At 42.2% G+C, this 26,880-nt stretch carries 28 protein-coding genes and 2 pseudogenes; 8 read left to right on the top strand and 22 right to left on the bottom strand.

The features are described from left to right. Window positions 1-277 precede the first annotated feature (277 nt). Window positions 278-901, bottom strand: a complete 624-nt coding sequence (locus ACIFOD_RS04555; protein ID WP_430313605.1) for a DUF421 domain-containing protein — start codon at window positions 899-901, stop codon at window positions 278-280. Between the two features lie 257 nt (window positions 902-1,158). Here ACIFOD_RS04555 and ACIFOD_RS04560 point away from each other — a divergent pair, with 257 nt between their 5' ends. Beyond that, a complete protein-coding gene (locus ACIFOD_RS04560) occupies window positions 1,159-1,791 on the top strand; it encodes a lysozyme inhibitor LprI family protein (RefSeq protein WP_430313606.1) in 633 nt (210 codons plus the stop codon). Between the two features lie 121 nt (window positions 1,792-1,912). Here ACIFOD_RS04560 and ACIFOD_RS04565 read toward each other — a convergent pair whose 3' ends face one another. Both ACIFOD_RS04565 and ACIFOD_RS04570 read right to left on the bottom strand, forming a co-directional pair. Further along, window positions 1,913-2,440: an AAA family ATPase gene (locus ACIFOD_RS04565; protein ID WP_430313607.1), complete on the bottom strand. Its 528-nt coding sequence runs from the start codon at window positions 2,438-2,440 to the stop codon at window positions 1,913-1,915. Window positions 2,441-2,484: 44 nt separating this feature from the next. After that, window positions 2,485-3,189, bottom strand: coding sequence for a CPBP family intramembrane glutamic endopeptidase (locus tag ACIFOD_RS04570; RefSeq protein ID WP_430313608.1), 705 nt, complete (start codon window positions 3,187-3,189; stop codon window positions 2,485-2,487). A gap of 89 nt (window positions 3,190-3,278) precedes the next feature. Between ACIFOD_RS04570 and ACIFOD_RS04575 the strand changes: the two genes are divergently transcribed. Continuing rightward, window positions 3,279-4,004: a MerR family transcriptional regulator gene (locus ACIFOD_RS04575; protein ID WP_430313609.1), complete on the top strand. Its 726-nt coding sequence runs from the start codon at window positions 3,279-3,281 to the stop codon at window positions 4,002-4,004. Window positions 4,005-4,708: 704 nt separating this feature from the next. Here ACIFOD_RS04575 and ACIFOD_RS04580 read toward each other — a convergent pair. Beyond that, entirely contained in the window at window positions 4,709-5,101 is a 393-nt protein-coding gene (locus ACIFOD_RS04580) for a DUF5412 family protein (RefSeq protein ID WP_430313610.1), read from the bottom strand. A gap of 282 nt (window positions 5,102-5,383) precedes the next feature. Between ACIFOD_RS04580 and ACIFOD_RS04585 the strand changes: the two genes are divergently transcribed. Both ACIFOD_RS04585 and ACIFOD_RS04590 read left to right on the top strand, forming a co-directional pair. Beyond that, window positions 5,384-6,472, top strand: a complete 1,089-nt coding sequence (locus ACIFOD_RS04585; RefSeq protein WP_430313611.1) for a hypothetical protein — start codon at window positions 5,384-5,386, stop codon at window positions 6,470-6,472. 442 nt (window positions 6,473-6,914) lie between these two features. Next, entirely contained in the window at window positions 6,915-8,459 is a 1,545-nt protein-coding gene (locus ACIFOD_RS04590; protein ID WP_430313612.1) for a metal ABC transporter solute-binding protein, Zn/Mn family, read from the top strand. A gap of 252 nt (window positions 8,460-8,711) precedes the next feature. Here ACIFOD_RS04590 and vanY read toward each other — a convergent pair. The 14 genes and pseudogenes from vanY to ACIFOD_RS04660 form a co-directional block, all read right to left on the bottom strand. Further along, window positions 8,712-9,597, bottom strand: a pseudogene (gene vanY / locus ACIFOD_RS04595) (VanY-A/VanY-F/VanY-M family D-Ala-D-Ala carboxypeptidase); the annotation flags it as partial. Window positions 9,598-9,687: 90 nt separating this feature from the next. Beyond that, complete coding sequence (locus ACIFOD_RS04600) at window positions 9,688-10,797, bottom strand: HAMP domain-containing sensor histidine kinase (RefSeq protein ID WP_430313613.1); 1,110 nt, start codon at window positions 10,795-10,797, stop codon at window positions 9,688-9,690. Continuing rightward, window positions 10,790-11,491, bottom strand: a complete 702-nt coding sequence (locus tag ACIFOD_RS04605) for a response regulator transcription factor (RefSeq protein WP_430313614.1) — start codon at window positions 11,489-11,491, stop codon at window positions 10,790-10,792. Before ACIFOD_RS04605 ends, ACIFOD_RS04600 begins: the two co-directional genes overlap by 8 nt. A gap of 396 nt (window positions 11,492-11,887) precedes the next feature. After that, window positions 11,888-12,340 (bottom strand): hypothetical protein, encoded by a 453-nt coding sequence (locus ACIFOD_RS04610; RefSeq protein WP_430313615.1) that lies wholly within the window; start codon window positions 12,338-12,340, stop codon window positions 11,888-11,890. A gap of 161 nt (window positions 12,341-12,501) precedes the next feature. Beyond that, entirely contained in the window at window positions 12,502-13,743 is a 1,242-nt protein-coding gene (locus tag ACIFOD_RS04615; RefSeq protein ID WP_430313616.1) for an ATP-binding protein, read from the bottom strand. A gap of 165 nt (window positions 13,744-13,908) precedes the next feature. Continuing rightward, window positions 13,909-14,379, bottom strand: a complete 471-nt coding sequence (locus ACIFOD_RS04620; protein WP_430313617.1) for a DUF1648 domain-containing protein — start codon at window positions 14,377-14,379, stop codon at window positions 13,909-13,911. Between the two features lie 165 nt (window positions 14,380-14,544). Then, window positions 14,545-14,892, bottom strand: a complete 348-nt coding sequence (locus ACIFOD_RS04625; RefSeq protein WP_430313618.1) for a hypothetical protein — start codon at window positions 14,890-14,892, stop codon at window positions 14,545-14,547. A gap of 185 nt (window positions 14,893-15,077) precedes the next feature. Next, a complete protein-coding gene (locus tag ACIFOD_RS04630; RefSeq protein WP_430313619.1) occupies window positions 15,078-15,623 on the bottom strand; it encodes a hypothetical protein in 546 nt (181 codons plus the stop codon). 56 nt (window positions 15,624-15,679) lie between these two features. Continuing rightward, on the bottom strand, window positions 15,680-16,063 hold the full coding sequence (locus ACIFOD_RS04635; protein ID WP_430313620.1) for a VOC family protein: 384 nt from the start codon (window positions 16,061-16,063) through the stop codon (window positions 15,680-15,682). Between the two features lie 61 nt (window positions 16,064-16,124). Continuing rightward, a complete protein-coding gene (locus ACIFOD_RS04640; protein ID WP_430313621.1) occupies window positions 16,125-16,403 on the bottom strand; it encodes an ArsR/SmtB family transcription factor in 279 nt (92 codons plus the stop codon). A gap of 515 nt (window positions 16,404-16,918) precedes the next feature. Next, window positions 16,919-17,356 carry a VOC family protein gene (locus ACIFOD_RS04645; protein ID WP_430313622.1) on the bottom strand — a complete coding sequence of 146 codons (438 nt, stop codon included), beginning with the start codon at window positions 17,354-17,356 and terminating at the stop codon, window positions 16,919-16,921. A gap of 118 nt (window positions 17,357-17,474) precedes the next feature. Then, the gene (locus ACIFOD_RS04650) at window positions 17,475-17,744 is read right to left on the bottom strand and encodes a hypothetical protein (protein WP_430313623.1); all 270 of its coding nucleotides are present in this window, start codon (window positions 17,742-17,744) and stop codon (window positions 17,475-17,477) included. A 124-nt stretch (window positions 17,745-17,868) separates the two neighbouring features. After that, complete coding sequence (locus ACIFOD_RS04655; protein ID WP_430313624.1) at window positions 17,869-18,423, bottom strand: cysteine hydrolase family protein; 555 nt, start codon at window positions 18,421-18,423, stop codon at window positions 17,869-17,871. Window positions 18,424-18,509: 86 nt separating this feature from the next. After that, the gene (locus tag ACIFOD_RS04660) at window positions 18,510-18,671 is read right to left on the bottom strand and encodes a hypothetical protein (protein ID WP_187443216.1); all 162 of its coding nucleotides are present in this window, start codon (window positions 18,669-18,671) and stop codon (window positions 18,510-18,512) included. A gap of 316 nt (window positions 18,672-18,987) precedes the next feature. Between ACIFOD_RS04660 and ACIFOD_RS04665 the strand changes: the two genes are divergently transcribed. Continuing rightward, window positions 18,988-19,764 carry a collagen-like protein gene (locus tag ACIFOD_RS04665; RefSeq protein ID WP_430313625.1) on the top strand — a complete coding sequence of 259 codons (777 nt, stop codon included), beginning with the start codon at window positions 18,988-18,990 and terminating at the stop codon, window positions 19,762-19,764. 388 nt (window positions 19,765-20,152) lie between these two features. Here ACIFOD_RS04665 and ACIFOD_RS04670 read toward each other — a convergent pair whose 3' ends face one another. The 3 genes and pseudogenes from ACIFOD_RS04670 to ACIFOD_RS04680 all read right to left on the bottom strand — a co-directional run bounded on the left by ACIFOD_RS04670 (window position 20,153) and on the right by ACIFOD_RS04680 (window position 21,789). Next, entirely contained in the window at window positions 20,153-20,770 is a 618-nt protein-coding gene (locus ACIFOD_RS04670; RefSeq protein WP_430313626.1) for a hypothetical protein, read from the bottom strand. Further along, window positions 20,767-21,321 (bottom strand): GrpB family protein, encoded by a 555-nt coding sequence (locus tag ACIFOD_RS04675; protein WP_430313627.1) that lies wholly within the window; start codon window positions 21,319-21,321, stop codon window positions 20,767-20,769. The genes ACIFOD_RS04670 and ACIFOD_RS04675 overlap by 4 nt, the downstream gene beginning before the upstream one ends. Then, a pseudogene (locus ACIFOD_RS04680) lies at window positions 21,308-21,789 on the bottom strand (GNAT family N-acetyltransferase). The gene ACIFOD_RS04675 and the pseudogene ACIFOD_RS04680 overlap by 14 nt, the downstream one beginning before the upstream one ends. Before the next feature lie 156 nt (window positions 21,790-21,945). Here ACIFOD_RS04680 and ACIFOD_RS04685 point away from each other — a divergent pair. Next, window positions 21,946-22,230 (top strand): hypothetical protein, encoded by a 285-nt coding sequence (locus ACIFOD_RS04685; RefSeq protein WP_430313628.1) that lies wholly within the window; start codon window positions 21,946-21,948, stop codon window positions 22,228-22,230. Window positions 22,231-22,374: 144 nt separating this feature from the next. On the opposite strand, the gene ACIFOD_RS04690 is transcribed toward ACIFOD_RS04685, so the two are convergent. Continuing rightward, window positions 22,375-23,640 (bottom strand): MDR family MFS transporter, encoded by a 1,266-nt coding sequence (locus tag ACIFOD_RS04690; protein ID WP_430313629.1) that lies wholly within the window; start codon window positions 23,638-23,640, stop codon window positions 22,375-22,377. Window positions 23,641-23,740: 100 nt separating this feature from the next. Here ACIFOD_RS04690 and ACIFOD_RS04695 point away from each other — a divergent pair, with 100 nt between their 5' ends. After that, entirely contained in the window at window positions 23,741-25,393 is a 1,653-nt protein-coding gene (locus ACIFOD_RS04695) for an ABC transporter substrate-binding protein (protein WP_430313630.1), read from the top strand. 248 nt (window positions 25,394-25,641) lie between these two features. After that, window positions 25,642-26,832, top strand: coding sequence for an MFS transporter (locus tag ACIFOD_RS04700; RefSeq protein ID WP_282137320.1), 1,191 nt, complete (start codon window positions 25,642-25,644; stop codon window positions 26,830-26,832). The last annotated feature ends 48 nt before the right edge of the window (window positions 26,833-26,880 follow it).

The following is a 26,880-nucleotide window of genomic DNA, read 5'->3' on the forward strand; positions in this document are numbered from 1 at the left end:
CAATATATAGGACTTGACTATAAATGATTCAATCTCCCTTAAAATTTCATTTATTCAAGTAAAATTATGGGGCAGTCAGGGCCAACTTAATCATGCCGGAGATGATTTGAAATCCAGGGTGGCCAAGTAGCAATCAAGCCCTTCACCGCCAAACAAAAAAGTCCCTGAGCAGACTACTCAGGAACTTTTTTTCAGGTACTCAAATGACCAATGTAAAAGTAGGAATATTCGCTTTGAATTGCCCGCTGGATAATGACCAAACAATCCTCCTTGGCTACTACTGAAGATGTTTCGGGGGAGGTGTAACGGAAGAGGGCTGTTGGATCTCTTTAAAAATATCTTCCCCGCCGACTTCCTGACTGACTGGCCTTCTCGTGGAAGGTTGTACCTCAAGCATATTGATCAGCCTCTGTACTTGCGCCTGGAGTTGTTCAAAATCTTTCATTGTCACCGGCTTCGCCTGGGGCATCAATTCCACCCCGACTTGTCCATTCGGCTCAAGCGTCGCCCATTTCACATCCGAAAGTTTACTGACTCCCTGCTGCCTCAGTTTCATTTCAAGCTGATCCACCGTCATTCGTAACTTCTTAAAGTTCTCTTCAATCAATTGGCCATTCTCCATGAGAAGCTTGGATTTTCCCGTGATCATTTGTTCTACACGATCGGATTTCACCTGTAAATATTCCATGACCATCAGCGTCAAGACCAGAACAAGTCCGACACCGATTGTGGTCCAGATATTCTTTCCGGCTACCGGTTGAATTAATAATGATCCGATTCCGATCATAATGACCGTCTGCGTCAATGTCATCTGGGAAATCGACTTCCTCCCGGCCACTCTTAACAATAGAGTTCCCGCCACAACAATGAGAACCGCTTTCCAAATCCAATCCAACTCCATTACACATTCCATCCTTTCGACCTGTTCATCGCTAAAAAACCTCTTCTCAGGCAGAAGAGGGAAAATGGTTTATTCAGATTAGCTTCCCCTTTAGGGATAGTATTATTCCAGGGACCGCGGGGACAGGTACCATGGTCTATTAGGAATCATACTTCAAACAAATTTCCAAAAATCTTGTTAACAAGTTAGAAGGTCAATTACAGATATGTTAAAATAAACCAATTGGTGCATTTTAACAAGGAATTGGAGCTGTAAAAATGAAGAAATGGAACAAATTTATTGTCGTAGCCTTATTGACGATGTTATTCGCCTTAATGTCTGCTTGTAGCGATTCTCCTAAAGAGGATGCTTCTAATCAGTCTGAATCTGATACGATTCCAGCAAGTACGGATGATTCATCTACAGAAAGCACAGTGGAATCCGATAACAACGAGGAGAATCAATCGGATGAATCCTCAATGGACGATGGCAGCGCTCAGGTAGACAGTAGTCAGGAAGATCATACTCCCATATCAAAAGTAGCGGGAAGAACAGAATATCTGAACAAACTGGACAACATCCAAAAGGAACTTGATGCCATGCCCGATAAGAAGGATTCAGATAAAGGCGTGACAAACGCTATGAAAAACTATTATGGGGTGTCTTACGAAAGGTATGACGATGCATTAAATGAGATTTATTCCCTTCTGAAAAAAGAATTATCTCCAGAGGTCATGAAGGAGTTAAAAGCGGAACAATTGAAATGGATCGAACAGAAAGAAGCGAAAGCCGAGAAAGAAAGACTGAAGTATGAAGGCGGGACGTTTGAAAATGTGGCGTGGTACATCTCTTTGTATGAGTCGACGAAGGATCGGTGTTATGAGTTGGTGAATGAGTATATGACGGATTAGATGATGATGATGAGGAGAAAGGAGAGGAAGTGATCTGGACTTCCTCTCCTTTCTCCTTTGAACCACAGGGACTGATACCTTGGTCCATTCCCTGGCTAGATGAAGCAAAAAGAAAGTATGTCTAATTCTCAATAACCATTTCCCCTTCCCCCTCAGGAACTTCAAAACCCTTCAGATAGGAAGTTAACAGTTCTTCCGTAATCGGGAACGCATTGGCATCAAAGCGCTTGTTCCTTATTTTAAGGCGTTCACGCAAATCATCAGGAGAAACGTTTATATAAATCAGTTTCCATTTGCCACCGGACTTTTCGATGAGCTGTTTATATTGCTCCCTTCTTGTACGGTCCCAAAAACTGAAGTCAATGACCACCTGTTGTTTATCGTGAATGAGCTTCAATAAGTCATTGCGCAATTTACTTTCTGCCTCTTTCTTGTATTCCCCCATCTTTTCCATAGGGAAATCAATCCCATAACGACCATGAGTGGCCCATATTTCTTCATCAATGGAAAGACGCACAAACCCGTTTTTTTCTAATTGTTGTGAGAATGTCGTTTTCCCGGAACCGGCCACACCACACATCATGACGACTAGTGGTGTGGAAACACTCCGTTCACGGTAAATCGTTTCGAAATTAAAGTGGTTGAACATGTGGACACTCTCCCCCATTTATATAGGTTGGCGTTTCTTTGTAGTTACCCCAAACTTGCCAGCAAAACCATTATCCCATTCGTCAAACCGTGGATTAAAACCGATGGCCAGATCGAATGGGTACGTTCATACGCTAGAGCAAAAAGGATCCCGCTAAAGAAATTTACCGGCATAACGTTGTATGTCGGGATGTGGATAATGGTAAAGATGAGCGAGCTAAGTAGAAGAGCTCCAGTCAATCCTATGCGTGTACGCAACCAGCGATATAAGAAACCCCGATAGAAAATCTCTTCGTATACCGGTGAGATGATCGCCGCAGAGATAAAGGCGATCAGTATCGTAAAGAACGTTGCATTTTGCTGCATCGCCTTTGTTTTGCTGTTCTCCCACGAATTGCCTATGAAACTCGTTAAAACTACAATGATAACGGCACCAACTAGTAAGATGACAGAATAGATGATTATGATTTTCCAATCTTTCACATTGAAAGCCTTGACCCCTACTTCACTCCAGGAAAGCTTTTTTGGACGGAGTGCAACAACATAAACACCTGAAAGGAGAATAATGGCTATGGTTAACCCCATTAACGTTCCGGCATACAGTTCATTGTCAAGCCAGTCAGAATATAGGGGCTTAACCACGAATTTAATACATCCGATCACCAAACCAACTTCAAGTAGCATCAATAATACGAATTCTTTCCAACCCCACGGGTCCTGTTTTTTCAAGTTCATTTGACTCTTTTCCATTCATCTTCCCTCTTCCTATATATGGTATAATCCAACTATAGGAGATGACGTTACGTCACCTGCAAGCATTTTTTTCGGGAGGGAATGGAATGAAAAGATGGACCACCGGGGAGGTAGCCAAAGAGCGGAATATATCCATTCGCACACTTCGCTATTACGATCAGATTGAACTCCTTACACCAAGCTTTAAGGATTCGGGCGGAAAACGTTATTATTCAGAAGAGGACTTATTTACATTAGAGAAAATCATCATCCTAAAATCTCTTTCACTCCCCTTGGAGGATATTCGCAATATATTAGATAAACTATCTTTCAAACAAGTTCTAGTCTCACACTACAATTACCTGCAAGAACAACTCTCGACACTTCAAACAAGCATCTCCAATACGACTTCATTAATTCATATGATGGATCTGGAAGAATCTTTACCCTGGGAACGCGTCTCCGAACTGGTCCGCCGTTCACAACACAGCTCAAAGAAGTGGATGGATTATTTCCAAGAAGATGAACAGGTCCTCTTACAAAAGTCCGTTCCAAACCTTAGTAACAACGACGAAACAACCCAGCAGTATATTTCATTAATCCGGCGAATGGAATCGTGCATCAAACACAATGTGAAGCCTGAATCAGAAGAAGGCTTTCAAATCGGGACCAGGTTACTGGAACTATCCAATGAGATGTTCCAAGGAGATAAAGAGTTGATGGATAAATTCTGGAAGGTACGAAAACAGCCTGTAGAGGAAACCGGCCTATACCTGATTTCGGATGATGTACTGGAGTTTGCGGAGCGTTGTATGGCCTATGTAATGAGTTAATTCGTGGAGGGCGTCCCCGATAAAGCAAAACCTCATAGATTGTGTAAGTAATTCTTTGATTACGCTGTTCGATAAATAATTCAAGAAAAAAGGAGAATCGAGATTGGACTTATTACTTTGGACGAGTGTTAGTTTCTTCATAATCGGATTTGCAGTACTCGCTTTTATTAAAAGAAAGCTAGAAGGAAAGAATAATCCAACTATCCAATCAATCATTTGGTTGGTCGCTGGAACAACAGCTTGGGGAGTAACCAGTATCATTCTTATAGTGTGGTCGTTTAATAGGATTTGGTAAGTTTCTTTTTTAAAAAATTATCTACAAGGTGGGAATACAGTGAAATATATAATCAGCATGTATGTTGTGATGGCACTAATGGTATTTGTAAATTTGATAAGTGAGTATCTTTTAAACGGGGAATATTCAGCTATTGCAAGTTGGATGGTCACAGCTTTATTTTTCTTTGGCACATTGTTTTTTATTAATGCTAGATTCGTATTTTCTAATACTAAGAAAGAGAGGTAAACCCCGAATAAAAACCTTCCCTGGAATTCTATGTCACCAATTTTTCATATGACTTCCCTTAGCTTAGTACCAATTATTTCAAATTAAAGAATCATACTCAAGAAAAATTTTCATAAAAAAGAGCTTACCCTGTGGATAAGCTTCTTTACAAAAGGAGTCATGGGACCTGTCCCAAGCCTCTTTATGGATGACGATAATCATACTTTCCATCAGGAACGCTAATTTTTTGACCATTTATTTTAACGGTGTCTTCATCTATCCAGTTAATCATTCCGGTTGTCTCTTCATATTGCCAATAGATATTTTTAGAATTGTTATTTTTATTATTGGAATATAAAACACCAAGAACAGCATAATCCACAGTAGCTCCACCGTTATTCAAGTAAGTTTTTACTGTGTAAGCCCCGTTTGGTGATGTCTTTTCAGAGATTAGTTCCCCTGGTTCAATTCTTTCTATGTTGTAAAATGCCCAATGAAATATGTAACCAAAAACACAAAAAACAATAATGAATACAAAAGACAAAGATATCATTACAGGATGCCTCATAAACAATGATGAAAAACGCCTAAACAAAAAGAACCCTCCTTAAATAGCAATCTTACAGAAATTGTATCATAAATGTCTGGGATCCATGGCCGCTTTAAGAACCATCCCCCCTCGCGTACTCCGTAATCATCATCCCATTTCCTTCCCTTTTAATCATAATCGCTGGGACAAGCAACCTGTCCCCACTGTCCCAATAAGCATTAACATTTGGATTAAGAATTCCTATCAATTTCTTAACAAAGGTTTCATCTACAGGAAAATGTGTTAAAGTCCTCCATATTCTTCTATATAAAAAGGATGTGTGAGGCAATGAAAAAGTTATCGCTGCTACTTGCAGCTGGAGTTCTTATTCTGGGGGCGTGCTCTGATCCTTCGAGCACAGAGGAGAGTAAGGAGAAAGCACCGTCTTCCGATCAAAACGAATCCAAAACGGTAAACGAAGAACCAGAAGAGGACGATCAGCCCTTCAAACCGTTGGAACCGTCTGAAGGTGCTGTGCCTCTGGATAAAAGCTTATCAAAAAAGGAGCAGCAGAAAACCCCTGAAATGCAGGCCGCGCTGGGCGGAAATCCCGAGCGTTCGGTCCCTGCGGGTGAAACGCTGGCAAAAGGCGTGAAAGACTCATCCAATGGACCATTAAAAGATCATCGATTGGTCGCCTATTACGGGACGCCCGATTCTGAAAATATGGGGATTCTGGGCGAGTTGGAACCCGAGGAGTACATGAAGAAGCTGAAGGAACAGACCCAGGCTTATTCCGACGCTGATCCCGACCGTCCGGCGGTCCCGACGATCGAGTTGATTACGACGATGGCCCAGAGCGAGCCTGGGCCTGATGGAGATTATGTGCGGATGACGTCGGAAGAAAATATTGAAGAGTATGTGGAGCTTGCTGAGAAGCATGACGCACTGGTGCTTCTCGATATTCAGCTCGGGACGGACACGGTCATGGAGCAAGTGAAAATGGTCGAGAAGTGGCTTATGCACCCGCATGTTCACCTGGCGATCGATACGGAATTCCACGTAGCTGAGGGGGAGAAACCCGGAGAGGATCTCGGACAAGTGGATGGTAAGGAAATCCAGAAGGCTGTCGAGTATGTCTCGGAGCTTACGGAAAAGAACAATCTCCCTGATAAATTGGTCCTCGTCCACCAATTCACCAGTGACGTACTGACGAATAAAGAGGCGATCCAACCGACAGACAACGTCGAAGTCGCCATAAACTTTGACGGCTGGGGAGCATCTGCGGACAAGCAGGCTTTGTACGGGAAATACATACGTAATGAACCGAAACAATACGGGGCATTTAAGATTTTTTATGATAAAGATGTGCCGGTCATGGAGCCGGAGGATGTGTTGAAGATGGAGCCGAGCCCTGCGATTATCAATTATCAATAATTAAAAAACACAGGGACGGCTTTCTTGCTTTGGAAGCATGAGAGCCGTCGCTCCTAAACAAAAATAACCCCATCATCATAACACCGTAGATTAATTTGAAAACAAATCAGAGCTACATTATGAATGGGGTCTCACTAGCTAGGATTACCAAAAGAAAAAAGACTTAAACGTATCTTATGTACAAATCCAATTTAATCACCGCCCCATGCACTTGCAAACTCTCAATCTAAAATTCCAACCCATCCCCCTCACACGTTCCATAATCAACAACCTATTTCCTCCTCTTTCATTAGTTCACTGCGCGGCCAAGGTACCCGTCCCCTTGGCACCACAGGGAAAAGCAATCATTACTATCTATGTTATTTATAAATCGTAACAATTACTATTTACAAATCGTAATAATTACGATATATTATTTCAAGAAATCATAAGGAGGATACATATGAGAAAAAAATGGATGGCTTTATTTAGTATATTAATGGTCCTCTCCCTTGCTGCATGCGGAGAAGAAAAGGAGAAAAGTAGTAAGGAACAGGCCTCGTCTACAACTAATCCGGTGAAAATTTTCACTACAGTATATCCCCTGCAGTTTTTTGCAGAACGGATTGCAGGTGAAGAAGCTGAAGTTGAATCACTTTTACCTCCCGGATCGGACTCACATACATATGAGCCCACTTCTAAAGACGTAATGGCCATTGCTGAAGCAGATTCATTTATTATGAATGGTGCGGGGCTTGAGGCGTATGCTGAAAAAATCGCTGAGGCTGTAGAGGCTGAAGATGTGACAGTTGTTGAAGCATCTGAAGGGATTGAGCTTAATGAAGGAGCCCATGACCACGATCACAAAGAGGATCATGACCACGGAGATGATGATCCTCACGTATGGCTGGATCCAATCCGCTCCATTGAATTAGCAGAGAACATTAAGAATGTATTAGTAGAATTGAAACCTGAAGAAGAGGCACTATTTAATGAAAACTTTGAAACACTCAAGGCTGACCTTGAAGCTCTTGATCAGGAGTTTGCCACTGAACTGGAAGCAACATCAGGCAATCACTTTATCGTCTCTCATGCCGCCTATGGCTATTGGGAAGAAGCTTATGGTGTACATCAGATTGCTGTTTCCGGCTTGAGCCCGACACAGGAACCGTCTCAGAAAGAACTCCAGACAATTGTAGAGACCGCTAAAGAATACGGATTAAAGCATGTCTTTTTTGAACAGAACATTACGACGAAAACAGCTGGAGTCGTAAGGGATGAAATAGGTGCAGAAACACTCAGACTTCATAACCTGTCTGTACTGACAACTGAAGATATTGAAAATGATGAAGACTATTTTTCACTGATGAGACGTAACCTGACACAGTTGCATACAGCATTGAAACAAGCACCTGCTATAGAACCTGAAGATCACGACCATGACCACAGCCATGAATTAGATGAAAAAGCACAGAAGATTTATGATGGTTACTTTGAAGATGATCAAGTGAAAGATCGTGAGTTATCTGACTGGGAAGGTGACTGGCAGTCCGTTTACCCTTATTTACTGGATGATACCCTCGATGAAGTATTTGCCCACAAAGCAGAAGACGGAGATAAGACTGCTGAAGAGTATAAAGAGTACTATACAATCGGATACAAAACAGGCGTCGAGCGTATCATGATCGATGGGGATACGTTCACCTTCTATGAAGATGGAAAAAAATCGTCTGGACACTATACCTATGACGGGTACGAAATTCTAACCTATGAGAAGGGAAACCGTGGAGTGCGCTACATCTTCAAGCTTGCTGACGAGGAGGAAGGAAAGATGCCAAACTACATCCAGTTTAGTGATCACAGCATTGCCCCAACCGATTCACATCACTATCACTTGTATTGGGGAGATGACCGGGAAGCGTTGCTGGAGGAAGTCGTAAACTGGCCAACCTATTACCCTTCTGACTTAAGCGGCGAGGATATCGCTGATGAAATGATGATGCATTGATTCTCCCTTCCTGAGACAAGTACAATTCAATATCCGGTCCCCTTCTTTGGGGCACCGGATATTTTTATAGAGAGAAAGACAGTGCCTGACCCCCGGTACGCTAAACCTTTACCGTGCTAGGGGTCAGACACTACTAAAAAGGGGTATTAAACCAAAGAGTGGCACCAAAAAGATGAAAGAAAAAGAAGAATTGTCAAAATAAGTGCTGTTTTTTGGGCCATTAATTTCGTTAGCTTCATCTTGCATCCTTACCTTTCTTTTAGTTTTATGCGTGCTTTTAAGGAAACACAGTTACAATCACACCATCGATATTGTTACCTGAAATCTCATATCGAAGATCTGCAGGCACATGGATGGTTGTACTTTTAGTAACAGGATAATAAGATATCTCATATTTTCCCCCATTTACACTAGCAGAAATAGTTCTTTCTTCTTTTAGGTATTCCAGATATTCTTCTAATACAAAATTCTTTGATTTCATAATTGCGCTATGAGGGAAACCAACATAGCGGATGTGCCACGGTTCATATTCAATTCCTGTTATGTCCGTTTTATTCTCTGGATAACGTAAAATGAACCCGTATTTCCAAGCGTTTTTTTCTATCCACTTTCCTTCTGGTGCATTGGCCATCTTCATTTGAGTAGATCCTACATCAAGGGATAAGCCCAGATTATGTTCACTGTAGCCTGCTGGCAAGGCATAGTCAGAACCCATATCTTGATAAAGCACACTTTGCTCATCAAAGTCCCGAAAGCCGCTCGTAATGGCGAAATGTTGAAGACCATCTTTTTTAGCAGCAGCAACCATCTCTGAGAATGTATGTGCAATATCCTCTGATAAATAAATGTCACTGCCTAACAACACGTACCCTCGTGCCAGTTCATTGTTTGCAGATAAATTGACAATATCCGATCGAATGCTTTCTTGGTGAACAGGATATTCACTGTTGACCAAAAGCAGATCTCCTTGATAGATTTGATCCTCTGTCATTTCGATTTCTTTGATATCGCCACCCTCTGCGATACCACTTTCAGATTGATCATCGTTTTGTATTTTTACTTCTGGTTCAGAAAATGGTTCCATATAGACGAAAGTTAACCCTAGGCAGGATAATAATAAAAAGCCCCACTTCTTCATTTATCCGTTTCCTCCTTACTCTTAGTTGCTTATAAGTGTAGGGAAAACTTTTTAAATAAAGAGTGGGGTAAATTTTAAATTTTTCTTAAATCATTCATTCGGATTTTCATCATCCTGCGGCAAGCGAACTTCAAAAACGGTACGTATGATACTGCTTTCGGCCGTAATGGTCCCATCATGCTGCTCCACGATATTCTTGGCAATGAAGAGGCCAATTCCGGTGCCGCCTCCTTGATGAGTTCGTGCTTTGTCACCGGTATAAAACATATCAAAGAGATGGGGCAGCTCATTCTGAGGAATGGAATCTCCATAATTCACAATTTGAATAACCACTTTCCCTGAATCAATAAAGCCATTAATATCCACAAACTGGCCATCGTTACCATAGCGATTCGAATTGGTAAGAAGATTTTCAAACACGCGTGCCAACAGCTCTCCATCACCCAAAACAGGTAGTTGCGGAGTCACATTCACTCTAGCGATCAAATCATTCTTCTCGAAGACAGGATACAACTCCTCCTTTAATTGATTAAGGAGATCACTTACATTTATATGATTTTTTTTAATTGGCAATATGCCATAGTTCATTCGCGTTATTTCGAATAACTCATCAATCAGTCCTTCTAAACGCTGAGATTTTGTAAAGGCAATCGTTAAAAAATGCCTGACTTGTTCTTTCGTCAAATTCTCATCCTTAAGGATCAAATCTATATAACCTAAAACGGAGGTGAGGGGTGTACGAAGATCATGATCTAAATTGACGACTAACTGCTCTTTACTACTTTCCGAAAAGTCCCCTCTTTCGATGGCTTGTTCCAATTTTTCACTGGCGAGATTTATGCTCTCGGCAAGATCACTAAACTCATCATTCGACACAATCTGAACCCGATGCTTGAAGTCACCCTGGGCAAGATAATGAATTCCTTTTGAAATCTCTTTAAAATAGGCAGAATAGGGTTTTGTGAGTAAAAAGAAGAAAAAAATCGAAAGCAGGATGAATACTAGTAAAAAGACGTTGAAGTCACCAATATTACGAATGATAATGCGAAAATAACCTAATGAATCTCCATAATTCACACTTGAATAATAATACAATTGGAGTCCTTTAAAGAGTAGATATGTAAGAGCAGCAGACAACAACATGCTTAGTCCCAGCAATAAGATCATTTTTGAACGGAAGCCTCGCAGTATGTTACCCATTGAATGTATACCCCACACCCCAAACGGTTTTGATAAATTTATTCTTCCGTTTATCCTCTTCAAGCTTTTTTCGTAAGGTACGAATATGGACCATTACGGTATTCCCACCTTCAAAGTATGCATCCCCCCACACCTGCTGAAAAATATGTTCCACACCAAATACTTTCCCCGGGTGACTGGCCAGTAAGTACAAAATATCAAACTCTTTAGGCGTTAGTTCGATGTTTTCACCATATAGAGTCACTTTACGCTGATCGTGAGAAATAACCAATCCACCACTTTCCACGGAGCCTTTCCGTTCTGTAGTCGTCTTAGGTTGATTAAGCTTCAAAAAACGTCGTAGCTGAGCATTTACACGAGCAACCAATTCTATCGGGGTGAATGGTTTCGTCATATAATCATCTGCCCCAATGACAAGGCCCTGAACTTTATCGAAATCAGATGTCTTGGCACTCAAAAAGATGATGGGCATATTATGATGATCCCGAATGCGTCGGGTGACTTCATATCCATCCATCTTCGGCATCATGATATCCAAGATCAACAAATCAATGACCTGATTCTCGACCACTCGAACAGCCTCTTCTCCATCTAATACTTTCTTCACGCGGTACCCTTCTTTTTCTAAATGGATAGCAATCAAATCAGCAATTTCCTCCTCATCATCAGCTACTAAAATTGATAAAGGTTTCATTCTTTCACTCCTACTAAAGTGATAGTCGCTAAATCTCCATTGCTGCGTTACTAGCTTCCCCCTAAAATTACTTGTTGTTTTTGGTAATCTTCTTGGCAGCTAATGGAATCATTTAGGGCTTTCATTTATTTTCTATTATTTTTTCATAAGCATACCCTTTGGAGAAAAGATATCCAAAGGGATTTCATCATCGATTATAAGTATTGTTTATTTACACATAAAAAAAACCTTCAAGTGTGATAGTTTAAATGAAATTTCTTAAAATAATCATGGGAGAATTCTTAAATTTTTCTTAAGATACTATTAAATGCGCATAAAATACATAAAAAAACGGCGCCCGCCCCCGGTACGTTAAAGCTTTACCGTGCTGGGGTAAGACACCCATATCCTGAGCATTTAATATTCAATCCAGTACCCTCCAATGTTCAGTCCCTTTATTTCATCTTCACCTGCCAGTTTAATAAATCCTTTTGCAAATAAGAAGTATGTATCATAGGAGTACCCTTCAACGGGTAAGACCTCCACCTTTGTTTCTAAGAGGTACTCGGATGTAGTGTTGGATGTCATTTTCACACGTTCAAAATACTGTATACATTGATACTGCTCCTTACTACTAATGTAATCTTGAAATGCTCGAGGGTGAGTCGGAACTCTGATGATATTAAAGACGACAACAACCAGCAAGAGGAGGACAATTTTCCTTGCAGTTTCATTTTCTGCATTCTTGGGCTTTAAACAAATGATTAATCCCACTACTGAAAAAACACCAATCCATGTAACCCAGCTTATGTCGAAAATGATGTGTGCAAATAGAGAGAGCATCGCCCCAAAATGTAAAAAGTTTGCCAATGAGGAGAGTGACTCTGGACGGAACCTGACCCTGTCCTCTTTCTCAGCCTTAATATATATTTGATAATAGTACAACATGACAACCATTAACATAAAAGCAAAATCAAATAACAAAACAACCACCTCAACAAAATGATCTATCGCATCAATCAGACATTCCCCTATGCATTCCCAGGCAAAAAAATCCGAAACGTCGTCCCCTCACCCCGCTCGCTTTCCACCTGTATTCCCCCCTTCATCCGCTTGACGATTTGATAACTTACCGTAAGTCCCAGTCCCGTCCCTTTTTCCTTCGTCGAATAATAGGGTCTGCCCAATACTTTGAGTTGTTCCGGTGGCATGCCGACTCCATTATCTTGAATGACGATCATGATCCGGCCGTCTTTATGTACAGTGGCTGCCGCGGTAATTTCTCCATTTTCTTTTACCGCCTCGATGGCATTCTTCAGAAGGTTGAGCAGGACTTGCTTCACCTCTATCTTCATTCCTTTGATCACCAGACCGTCTTCAATGTTTTTGTTGATTTTTATGTTGTTCATCACAGCATAAGTGGACATGACATCAACGGATTCATTCATGGTGTCTGTCAAACTGAACACTTCGTTTTCCTCCGTCTGCGGCTTGGCAAGGGAAAGGTATTGATTGATGACATCTTGTGCGTGATCTAATTCCTGTATGGATATATCGATAAAGCTCTTTTGTTCTTTTGTTAACGTTTCTCTCTGCAGGAGCTGCATGAATCCTCGTACGGTCGTCATGGGATTTCGGATTTCGTGTGCGACGGATGCTGCCAACTCGCTGACTACGTTAAACTTTTCAGCTTTGATGAGCTCTTTTTTGATCCTGACTTGTTCCAGTAGATTTTCTATTAGATAAATGGTCAGGATCAGCGTGATCCATATGATCAGGGTGGAACTAGCTACAAGTGGGAGCTGCTCTACTTCATTGTTCTGAAGCAAGAAAAGAGTTCTTGTAACCGGGATGAATAAATAAAAAGCCGAAATCAGAATCATTTTGTTCTTCCAGGTTATCCTTCTATACCATTTAGATAGAAGGACCAGCAACACTCCATATATCGCATAATTCACAACCAAAAAGATCCACACATGGTGGGTAAACAAGCCAATCACCAGCATGGCGAAGAACGTACTAAACCCCACTTTCTTCCCGCCATAGAGAAAGGCAAGGATGATGGGAATGACTTTGAAATCGTACACATATCCGCTTGAGTAAATAACGGGGAATATCATGGTAAACAGTAAAATAGCAAGATTCATGAGAAAGAACTTAAGGGTAAACCCTTTCGTGCCGCTGTCCGATTCACTCGTAACCATTTGAAAAAGAAGAATCGTAAATAGTATAAATACCACATGCAAAATTAAATGATGGACAGTCTCTACCATACAAGGTCTCCTTTAAGAAAAAAGCGTCTACTCTAATTCTTCGACATCCTTATGTGAAACCCTTTCCAACCATCACGAAAATTCGACAAAGAACAAGGGAGCCACAGGGACAGGTACCGTGGCTCTTATACAAGACGTGGCCAAGGTACCTGTCCCGGCGGCTCCTTAATTTTTCAACGTTGCAGCCCAGAATAAATGATAAATAGGGGCGATAAAACAAATACACAATAGAACGATGGCAATTGAAGAAGGCAAACCTGACTCCATTCCAACTGCATTTCTCAAAGCTGCTTCATTAGTAAATGCAAAGGTTATAGTGCCAAGGTATTGAATTACTAACATTACTTTTTTAACTTTTATATATTGTATTTCTTTGTTTTCCTCCGTTAAATTAACATAGTTCAACTTCTCCGGTTTTTTGACGAATAATCCAATAAGGAACCAGGTTAAAATACTGACAATAGGCATGATGAACAGGATGTATTTTGAACCCCACTGATCAGGTTCTCCTTTACTAAAATGGATGGCAATTGTATCTGGAATCTCTGACCAAAGATAAAATAAATGGAAAGCATGATATAGAAGAATAGTAGTTGAGATTAGTATAAGAGTTAATTTAAGAGGCTCGTTTCTCATTTGACCGTCCCCCCATTGTATTTTTTATAAAAACTTTCTCCCGTGCTTGGTAAGTACAATCAATCAAATATTTCCATCTATACAAATTATACGTTTTACTTGTCATTTGGTTTCAACAACGAAAAAAACGGGCTCTCTTCTAAAAGAAAGCCCATTTCCCTATTCTTAACTCAATTTAAATGGGGAATGTATTTCATCAGCATCCCGGTAGGATCGATAGGATACCAATTCCTTTCCGTTTAAGGATCCATCCAGTTGTAAAATACGTCCCTTGGTTGTTTCTAAGTAGAATCGATACTTGTTCACGTTTAATCTAAAAAAGGTATAGGTGTTGCCAAGCAGATGCTTTTTGATTTCATGTGTGTCAGGGTGTATCTGAATGAAGTCCGCCAGCTCCTGAACGGAAGCTGTGGGAATATCAGCGATAGAATAGTACGTCCCTTGCATATTGTGTTTGAATTTATTCATTGCGGCCATAGCCCTGTCTTTTAACTTTCTGCCATCTAACTCCATAGGTCCACTCCTCTTTCGTTACTATTAAGAAGAATCCCCAATATCTCATAGAATAAACCGATATTTTTTCACCTGACCTATACCTATTTTTTTAAAAAGGACCATTCCTCTACATGCTGTTTACAGCACGTAGAGGAATGGCCACGGGGTTTAAGACTTCGTTCTTTAAGAAAAAAATAGTTGAATTACTTCCAAATATCCATATACTTTTTTTTGTACTTTTTGTCGTCAACCGTATCAATCAGATCTAAAGCGGTTTGTTTGATAGACTCATCATTAAAATGGTCATATAAATTCCTCATGTTTTGAAGGATGTCATTCCGAATTAAAGTAAAGTTTTTTTCATCTGTTCCTTTTTTAAAACGTTCAACCATATAATCCATAACCATTTCTTTTTGAGGTGTACCAGCAATTCCGACCTTCCAGATTGATTGGAGAGAATGCCTGGCCGTCACAAACTTTTCATCTTTTGTTACCTCCCACAACCTAGGGAAATCTTTCATAATCCTCATCTCTGGATCGCTTATGGCTAGGTTAGCTAAATATTGTGCTGCACGGGAGCGTTGATGGTTATCTTTATGAGTTAAGTCCTCTAGTAGTTGATCCCATACTTCATATGCCCAAACAACTTTTTGGTCAGTTACTTTTAATATATATTGGTAGGCTTCATAACGCTCTTCTTTATCGCCTGACTTAGAATGTTCAAATGCCAACTTTACTTGACTGTCCATTTTTATCCCACCTAATTTTCAATGCTCCGATTTATTTTATACAACGTCATAAAAAATTACTGCTGTATCATCTGAATAAGGTTTCCACATGTATCGTCGAAGACAGCTATCGTGATATCTCCCATGACGGTTGGCTCCATCGTAAACGTTACACCTTTTTCCACTAATCGCTCGTACTCTTTGCGAATATCCGAAACCCCAAACATAGTTACGGGGATGCCATCTGCGAATAGTTTCTCTTGATACTCTTTCGCAGCGGGGTGCTCATTTGGTTCAAGTAAAAGCTCGGTCCCGTCTTGTTCATCAGGTGAAACAAGCGTAATCCACCGGTGTGCTCCTGTAGGAACGTCATGCTTTTTCACAAAGTCCAGCGTGTCCGTATAAAACGCTAATGCTTTTTCTTGATCTTGTACGAATATACTCGTGATAATAATTTTCATCCTAATTTGGCCTCCTTTAATCGTTGCGGTGGCAGTTTATCTTCTGCCGATTTGTGATAAATTAGTCTACCCATCCTTTCAATAAGTTTTCAAGTGGTTCTTTGTTAAACATAAGTACTCGATATTTTCCCTTCCGTTCTGACATGACGAGTCCTGCATCTTCCAATAGATTAAGATGTTTCGTGATCGCCTGTCGCGAAATGGAAAGGTTATGTTTCATAACGAGGCGAGCCGTAAGTTCATACAACGTCAGCTCGTTGCGGTCGGAAAGCTCATCCAGGATAAGCCGCCGAGTCGAGTCGCCAAGTGCTTTGAATATAGTGTCTTTGTCCCAAGTCATATATTGATTATATGCAACTCATTGGTTGCCCGTCAAGCATAAGCAACTATTTAGTTGCTCAACAGAAGGAACATTATGATTCAGCTATATTCCCATTTAAAGATTTAGAGAGTCATTAGGGATATAGAAAGAGGCTGGGACAAAACAAAAAACTACGATATAAAAACGAACAATAGAAGTTTAGGTTCTCAATACCGCTAATGATTTCCGTGCAAGACTACGCTTTCCGCGGGTAGCCCGTGAGCCTCCTCGGCAAGCCTGCGGGGTCTCACATAAGCTACTTTTCCCGCAGGAGTCTTCGTCTTGCACTCCAATCAACCGCTAGAAACAGCTAAAATCAAATGATTCAAATATAAATTATAAACCCGAACAAATCTGCCCACTAAAATGCAGATTTGTTCGGGTTTTCACTTGCACTAAAACACTTTTGTCCCAGCCTCTTTCCTCTTTTTAGCGTCTTATTTCATTCAAGAATAAATGTGGAGATCTAAATCATTTAAAGTCCGATACACTATTTAACTGATTTTCTCCGCCAACTCTAAAATAAGCCCTTCTGGACCACGAACGTAGCATAATTTATAACTTTCTTCATATTGCTCTATCTCACTAAAGATTTCCTTACCCTTCTTTTTCAAATTGGCCACAATCGTTTCAATATCTTCAACAGCAAAGCAAATATGTCGGATACCTAGCGTATTGGCAAAAGGTTGCTGAATACCATTTTCATCTGACGGTGTATGAAATTTGACCAGCTCTATCCATGTCTGACCATCTGACATTCCCAATCCTACACATGCCGTTTTAACATCTTTAAGCCCAACTATTCTGTCCAACTGCTCTCCATCCAATTCCCATTCCGCTTGCACTTCAAGTCCTAAATCAACAAAAAACGCCTTAGCCTCTGAAAGGTCATTTACGTTTATACTCACATGATCGATTCTATTGATCTTCATATCCCACGCCTCCTTTGTTCCTGTTATTTTCAATACCTGTGAACCACAGGGACAGGTCCCTCGGTTCCCTTACTAAAATGAGGCACCATGGTACCTGTCCCCATGGTGTCTATTATGCCTAAGGTTTTGATATCCCTTCCTTAATGAAGTACTTTATATTTCCTATTATTGAATCAATGAGTTCGCCTTCATCTAAGGGGTAATTTTCTAATGATCCTGTTTTCTTTATTTCGTATTTATCAATATCAATAAATAATTTCATTACAATGTTTTGCAGCTTTTGATCAATAACGTTTACTTCCGCCATTTTATTATGGATATCAATCCTCACATACTCATACTTTACTATAGGAGTTATGATTGCATTACTCGTCCAATCTTCTTCCATTAAAGGTCACTCCATTCTTTGCAAGAAAAGCTGTCATTGCCACTATTGATCGCCCTGACCATTTGACTTCCACTTTTTCAATTAGAATTATTACCTCTTCAACTAAAGCATTAGGGAAAAAATATTAACTCAACCTATTTAGCAATTGTTCCGTTGAAAGGATAGTGGCAAATTCATCATTCAATGTAGCTAAAGACACGTTATGTATCATTTCCGGATCATAATAATGGCCATCTTGATCTCCCATTCCAAATGCCGCTGTGGCATCGGATATCAGGTAAGTGTTAAAGCCTAAATTCCCGCTCATTCTCGTAGTTGTTGAGACGCAATGAGGAGTGGTTAATCCTGTTATTATCACCGTATTAATATGATTGGCCTTTAACAGTTCTTCTAAATTGGTGCCAATAAAACTACTATTCACTTTCTTGGTAATAACCACTTCTTCTTCAAGAGGACTTACCAATTCCTTTATGGTGAAACCTTTATTGCCGGGATGAAATACAGAATCCGGATTACCTGACTTGTGTTGAATATGAATGACTTGCCCTCCTTTCGCTCTCCAAACCTTTAGTATTTTACTAATATTCTCTTCTGCATTTACATTATTTCGTTCTCCCCATTTTGGGTCATCAAATGCTTTCTGAACATCCACTATAATCAATGCACTGTTTTGAATCACGATACTTCCTCCTCTATAAAATTCGGTTAGTCTTTTTAATTATATGAATTCAACAAAAAGAGAGTTAAACCTTCAATATACGCATACTACCGTTCCCTCTTTTCAACAAATAGCAAAATTAACGTCGCCAAAGGACCCAATACAAGTGAAAGCAGGAACCAGTTTAATCCCTTCCTGTTCTTCCCTTGTGCAAGTCCGGCATTTATCAAAGCCAGTGTTCCCCAACCTACAAAATATTGATTATCCATCATCTGTCCTCCATATATTCATTAACTATTCTGCTCTTTATCTCAATACTAATTATTTCTAATCCAATCATCTTACTCCAGACAAGTTATCACAACAAAAGAGCTTACCTTTTTCTCATTTTTTGAGAATTTTGTCCATATACTCCAAATTTCCACAAACACGCCAGTGAACTTAGCTCTTTATACCTCCGACCCTTAGGGGAATATTTCCATAACCGTCCCCCATAAAGCCTATTCTTGAAGTGGACGAAGAGGACAAGCACAATTCAATCAACTATTTTATATTCTATAAGGACAACTAATTGGAGGTGAAAATATGGATATAGATAAATGGAACCAATACAATAAAAAACTAAGGAACTCTAGGCTAAGGAAGCCGCAGGGCTTAGCAGGGTCAAAAGATAAAACAGACTTAGAAATTTGTTTTAAGGATGTATTACCACCGAAACAATGCTCTTTTTTCCCGATTCAATGTGATTGTCCTCCGGGTCCTCCAGGTCCTCCGGGTCCACAAGGCGAAACCGGGGCACAAGGCCCTCAAGGTATACAAGGCGAAACCGGAGCACAGGGTCCTCAGGGTATACAAGGTGAAACCGGAGCACAAGGTCCTCAGGGTATACAAGGTGAAACTGGAGCACAGGGTCCTCAAGGGCCTGCAGGAGTCTCTGAATTTGCAGATTTCTTTGCTTTGATGCCTACTGATAATGCTGCAACAGTTCCACCAGGTGGGGACGTAGATTTCCCGCAAGATGGACCCCAAAGTGGGGGGATTTTCCGTACTGGCGCCGATACGTTTAACTTGTCTGATATTGGCGTTTATCAGGTTTTGTTTCAGGTAAGTGTCGACGAAGCAGGTCAACTGGTTTTAACCCTTGATTCAGGAGGAGGAGCAATTGAACTCGCCTATACAGTGGTTGGTCGAGCAACTGGTACGTCTCAAATTGTAGGGATAGCCATTGTTGAAACTTCAGTCATAAATTCAATACTCACGGTTCGAAATCCTGCTGATAACGCCACGGCTTTAACCATTACTCCTGTCGCTGGTGGGACAGAACCTGTTTCAGCACACCTGGTTATCACTCGACTGCAATAGACAAAAGTATTTTTCGTTCCTTTAGACAAGATCTTAGATAACTTTCTATTTAATGTTTTCTCCCACTCAATATTAAAGACATAATAAATAGGGTTACCTTTAGGTTTTCTCTTTATGGTTAAGAAGAATTCCTTTGTCCATTAAATGGCACGATACAAAAATAAAGAGCCTCACACCCACCTAGAGGTTAAGGCTCTTTACATTAATGTTTTAGCAATTGAGAGTTTTTTATCTTTTATCCACTATTAAGCTGTTCCCCCGTAAATCCCATTCAACTTCACATTCCATATTTTATATCTATACGCTTCCTCTTCTTCCATATTTAATGTTGTTGAAGTTTCCGCGTTTATTTGTCATTCTTCTCTCTATTTCGATTCCACCAATGATCTTAACTCTGTATATTCAACTTATCCATCAACTCAATAACCTCGTCATCCTCATCCTTGCCAACAGAAACCTGTTCCGTATCCTCCACAATCCCCTTCGTATACTCTTCCATTGACCCCTCTATCTGCTCACTACTCGGCCAACGGGAAGGTACATCATACACATTAATCGTGCCGTCCCCATTACCGCTATAGGTAACGATCCCATCTGCCATGATTTTGCCGCTTAACACAATGACGTCTTCTGGATAATCCACGCTGTTGTCATCATAAGGATTCAGCTTCTCCCCGGCTGAAATATGTCGAACATTCAGTTCCCCCACGCCTTTATTCCCGATCACTTGTAACCAGACGCGGGCGTATTCGATTTCCTCTGAAGGGTATGTAGACAGAGGGTCTTCTGTGCTGCTCGATTGATTCTGGGACGTTGCGTCTTCCAAATCCACCGTATCGACCGGTTCTTGTGCTTCTTCTGATGTCTTTCCCTCGCTATCCTCCTTTTTGCTATCCTGTCCAGTCTCCTCCTGCTTCGTACTTCCCGTTTGCTTCGCTTCTCCACTGCAAGCCATTAAAAGGAATGCAGTGACTACGATCATAATCAATAGCAGTCTTTTTTTCATTTTCTCTCCCCCAATTCCGAGCTATCCAATACTCTTTGAATAAATGCAGCTTTCCCTTCCGAATACGCTTCCCGGTCGTCGGGAAATTGATGGGCCAGATGCTTTTTCAGCTCGGCGTATTCTTCTCTTAATGAAGGATTTACGTTCAAACGATCCCGGAATGACCGCTGTTGTTCCCACCTTGGTTCACCTGTCAGCATGAGGTGTAGATGTGCGACACGTCTTTCGTTTTGTACTTTTATGAAAAACCTTCTCCACGGCCGGTTGTCAAGCTCTGCCGGTACATAATGCCATTCATCCTCCGCAAGTCTACCGGCGATCTCGTCCAGATCATCAAAGGATGGAACCATCGCCATCACGTCAATGATTGGCTTCGCAGGAAGGTCGCGGATCGACGTACTTCCAACATGCTCTACTTCCTTTACACCAAAGAGACTCAAAGAGTGTAAAAGCTCCTTCACTTCAGCTCTTCCCGCCTCGATCCAATCCGGGTTTGGAGGTTCAATCTCGACTGCTTCCACAGCCCATTTTGGCCACTTACGATTTTCCATCCGTCAGAGTCACACCCTTCTCGAGTTCAATTTCATCCCTAATCGGAATCCCGTCATTCCCGATTATAGGGATCTCAGGCTTTACCTTTCTCGCCTTCTCCACGGCGAAGCGGTGAATACCCCTCTTTTGGTAAAATTTCAGGGCCAGTAAATTGTCATTGGTCGTAATCAGTATGATGCGTTTGCATCGGTTCTCGGCCGCCACCTTTTCTACTTCTTTCATCAGGGCGGTGCCGATCCCCTTCTTTTCTTCCAAATATCAAGCGAAATAATCTCGCATTCTTCGTCTTTGACCACATATGTAATCAGCCCTGTAATTACGTTTTCTTCATTCAGGAAGGCAAAGCCGTCTAACGCAGCACAGTCATAGATCCCACTGGAAATGACCATCTTCGGACTGCCCCAATGCCGATTGAAGAATTCAACCAGGTTCTCTTTCGGCATCTCTTTAAGTGATACGATGCTCATTCGTCCTCTCCCCCTTATCCAGGTACTCTACTGGAAGATACCATAGATTTAATTGTAAAAAAAGGAAAATAAAAGGAATCATATGGTAAAATAGAATAAAATTCTCGATCTCTTCTAAACTTCAAAAATACATGTATACAAGGAGCAATGGACATTTTGAAAAAGTTAAAAGTTTTACCTTTACTAATGGCAGCGGTCATATTTGCCGGGTGTTACGGGAAAGAACTGAATCTGATCGACGGAGATAAACAGATAACCCAACAAATCGATGACGCGATTTCTCAATATATCATCCAGAACTACTCTACCTCCTACTTCGGCACAGAAAAGCAGTTCGAAGTCCATAAAGTCTATGGAACGAGCGAAACGGATGGAGTCCTGAGTGTGTATATGTGGTCGTATTTAGAAAAAAGTGGAAAAATGGATCGAGAAACAGGATAAAGAATCCCAAGGGGGAAAACAAGCATGAAACTGACCATCAGAAGAAGGACCGAGGAAGATATCCAAGCCTTGAGGGTCTGACCCCAATACGAATCAGAACCAAAAAAAGAGGATTCCCTCCCTTCCAGGAATCCCCCTTTCCTTTTACTTCCCTCCACTCGCACCAACACCACCATCCAACACTTTCGCCTTTACCCAGCTCCCGCCAAACAATCCCGTATAAACAAGAACCGTTCCGAGCATGACGATGAAACCGATATAAACACTCATCATCGTTGGCATCAAGAAGGCACCGATAATGATCGTGGACCGTGCGACAAGGTCCGCTCCGCTGAAGGAGAGGTTAGAAAATGCGGAGTAGGAGCCCCGCTTATCGCTTGGGATCATATTAGCCTGCTCTGCGTTCCGGATCGGGGAGTAGATCAGTTCGCCCATCGTCGCAATCAGGTTAAAGACAATCAGGACGTACCACGTGTTGGCGGATGTGACCGTCACATAGCCGATACCATACAGAATGAGCCCGATCAAGAGGGCATTCTTCTTATTCAAACGGTCTGTATAGCGATTGATAATGAACGTGAGGCATACGACGAGAAGCATGTTCTCGATGTTCAGGATACTGAGCATCCTGACCCCGACAATTTCGAAACTCCCGATGTTCACGGCCTTGAATGTTTCCGCAAGGCGGATGCCGATATAGCTGTTCAGGGAAAATTCCGCTGCGAAAATGAAGGTGGACCCTGCCACCACTTTCACGAAGGCTGAATCCCTGAAGGCAATCCGGTAATTATTCACGAGATCAATGAACACATTCTCGTGCTTTTTCTGTAGCTGATCCTTGAAGTTGTCCTGAAGCCAAATCCCATAAGCAACGGGAATCGTCGTCGACGTGAAGGTCAACATCATAAATAGCTCTGTCTGATGGTTCAAGTACAGCAGGCCCCCGACTGCCGCACCGATCGCCATGGACAAATTGACGAGCCAGTAATCCAGGGCGTAGACGGCTTTCCGGTTCTCCGGCGTTGTCGAATCGATGATGATCGCATGCATTGCAGGCCGGCCCAGACTGCTCGTGACGATGAACCCGATATAGGCACCTGCAAACAGCAGGATCAGATTATCTTTCGGAAAAAGACTAACGGTCATGATGAAAAAGAACAAGGCGTTCAGCCAGGACGTCGTCAGCAGTACTTTCTTCCGGGGAAAGCGGTCAGATATATATCCCCCGACCAGATTGATGGAAAATCCGATCACCACAGTGACGATCAGGAAGATCCCTGCCCAGATCTTATTCAGTTCCTGAGCAAAGAACAGCGCCATAAACGGCATGACAGCGGATGAGACGGCACGGTTAAAGAATGACGTGATCATCCGTACTTTTATATTTTGAGGTAATTCCTTCCACTTCATGTTGTTCCCCCTCCTCTATTTACTGTATAGTAAACTAGACGAAAAATTTTAAAAATAGACACTTTTCAAATTGATGTCCCCTTTTAGGAGGAGAAGCAACATGGAGAAAAAATTACTCACCCTTTGGCGGTACTATCCATCAGGCAGCATCCGAGTGGAGGAAATCTCTGAAACCCTGCAATTGAGTCACAAGCAGACGACCCGCTATTTGAAAAAATGGAATGAAGAAGGCTGGATTGCTTTCACACCGGGACGCGGACGGGGAAATGTATCGACACTTCTATGGAAGAAAGATGTGGAGGAAGAGTTCGAAGAGGAAGTCGTAAAGCTTCTGGACGAGGAACCAATTGAGACTAGCAGCAAGTATCTCATGTACAACTGGTCAACCGACAGCAAGATGAGGCTGATGAATAAATTCCACAGTAAGCTCGGATTTGTGAAAGAGTCCAAAGATAAGCTGATCGTGCCGAAGAGATATCCCTTTTTCTCCATCCATCCATTGGAGGCGGCCGACGTCCTCAGCGCCCATCTAGTGGCAAACGTATTCAACCGCCTCGTCTCCATCACAGAAGAAGGGGACATTCTCCCGGAACTAGCGCACAGCTGGGACGCTTCATCTGCGAAACTGCGACTATATGTAAAAAAGGACATCCGATTCCACGACGGTTCCATCCTGACGGCAAAGGATGTTGTCCATTGTCTCGAACAGCTTCGGACATGCCCTCATTATCAAGATCTATGGGAACCAGTTGAAAGGATCGAGGCGAAGGCCCCCCTCATCATCGACATCCATCACCCCGGGGGCTGCAGCTACATCCTCCCCATGCTCAGCATGATGTGTGCGAGCATTTATAAAGAAAACAAGGTACGGACCTTGGGGACAGGATGCTTCTCCCTCGAGGAGAATACCGATGCGAAGACAACTCTCGCTGCCTTTAAAGAGCACTTTCAAGAGAGGCCGCTCCTCGATGCAGTAGAATTTGTCCAGGTGCCGAAAGACTTCAAAGGAATCTATCATTCTCACATTGAAGAGAGTCAGTCTTCTTCTGTTGAGGTCGAGAGTGACTCGGGGTTCGGGATTGTTGTCATGAATGCTGTCCCGGGACGAGATTCTCAGATTCAAAGAAAAGACGTCCGGGATTATCTGCACTGGGTGATTGCGAAGAACCGCCACACCCTTCGTGACCTCGATCCCCGCCTGACACCGAACGGCAAGAGCATCCTGATCGGACAGGATCAATCCATGACTATTCCGGAGGCAGAACGTCCCTTGTTTAAAGAGCCGATCGTGATCCGTTGTGCCAATCATACAGCGAAAACCACCGAGTGGCTTGTGGAGGTTTTTGAAAAAGAAGGCATTCCAGTCGACGTTAAGTGGTTTTCCTTTGCCGACACCCTGACGAGGCAGCCCGATACCTTCCACGTGTGCCTATTCGTTCACGGGGAAATCTTTGAATCCAACCAGAACTTCTCGTTTTATCACTTTTTGAAAAACGGCTATTCGCCTCTTTATCCCCTCTTTGAAAAAGACAATACGTGGAAAGCCCGTCTCGAGGAATATCGTCAAACGTCATTCGAAGACTGGACCGCCTTGAATATGAAACTGGAGAATAGGCTCATGAGAGAATCCATCATGATTCCACTCTATTACGAGAAACGATACATCCCTTTTTCGACTGACATTATGAATATTGAGATCAAGCATTTTGGGTATGTGGACTTTTCAAAGTTGTGGGTGCGGCCGGAGATGTGAGAGCCGGGGGGACAGGTTCCGTGGCTCTTGGCTGATGACGTCGCGTATACCATGATACAGAAAACGTAAAAGCAAAAAAAGGAATGCTGAGAATGAATAGCATTCCTTTTTTAGGAAGCATCAGAAACGTCTATGCTTCCCCTCCCGGGACAAGGGACCTGTCCCCACTGTCTCATTTTATGATATGATAATTAAATTGTTTGCCCATACTACTACTGATGTATTTCCATCCTAGAAAAGAGGTACTTATGCAAGAGACTGTATTAACCAAACAACATTGGTTTCTTATCTTCACACTTAGTTTACTAACGTTTGTTCTCGGGACAAGCGAATTTGTCATCGTTGGGATCTTAACGGAGATTTCTTCGAGCCTTCATATAACGAACGCAAAGGCAGGTACCCTTGTGTCGGCGTTTGCGATTACCTTTGCCATCGCCACCCCGATCGTGATGTCCGCAACAAGCCATTTTCCTAAGCGAAAATGGATGTTGTTTTTGATTGGGTCGTTTATCATTCTGAATGCCTTGTGTGTGATTTCCACAAGTTACATCATGCTCCTTGTCCTTCGAATGCTGACAGCCATCGTCACAGGCGTTTCGATTTCCCTTGCCATGACGATCGCGAGCGAAGCAATTCCAGTGACGAAACGGGGAGTGGCCATTTCCTTCGTTTTCGGTGGGTTTACTCTGGCAAACGTGATCGGAGTTCCCATCGGTACCGTCATCGCTGAGTGGTACGACTGGCATGCTACGTTCCTGTTGACGACGATCCTTGGCGGGGTTGCCTTTTTGGCATCTTTCATGAATTTGCCAAGTAAGCTCAGTCAATACCGCAGTTCCATGCGTGATCAGTTCTCTTTATTGACCCACCCGCGGATCTTGATGGCTTTCTTCATCCCGGCTCTGGGGTTCGGCGCAACCTATGCGGTATTTACGTATCTTGTCCCGATTCTCGACATGATGGGGGCACCGGGCAGCTCCATCAGCTTGATCCTGTTCGCCTACGGTTTCATCTCGATATTCAGCAACATACTGGCCGGAAAGATTGCCAGTCACAATGCCATCGGACGCCTGCGATTCGTTTTCCTTATCCAGGCCTTTGTCCTGATCGGATTGTACTTTACGACGGGCCATTTTATCATCGGCTTGATCAACATTGGCTTGATGTCCTTGATGGCAATCCTGCTAACGACCTCAACCCAGCTTTACTTGATTGACCTTGCCGGTGTGTATCAACCGAAAGCGACAGGACTCGCCGCTTCCTTGATGCCCGTTGCAAGTAATGTCGGTATCGCCATGGGATCGGCACTCGGTGGACTTGTCTACCATCAAGGGCCATTGATGAATGTGTCACTTGTCGGTGGAGTGGTTGCGCTTTGTGCGAGTCTGTTGACATTCTTGAGTCATCGATTGGACCGGAAGCATGAGACATTAGCGTAAATATAAAAACTTGGCCGGACCCTCTACGTGTTGAGGGTCCGGCCATAA

Source organism: Rossellomorea sp. NRS-1567 (assembly GCF_050467885.1).
Lineage (GTDB): Bacteria > Bacillota > Bacilli > Bacillales > Bacillaceae_B > Rossellomorea > Rossellomorea aquimaris_C.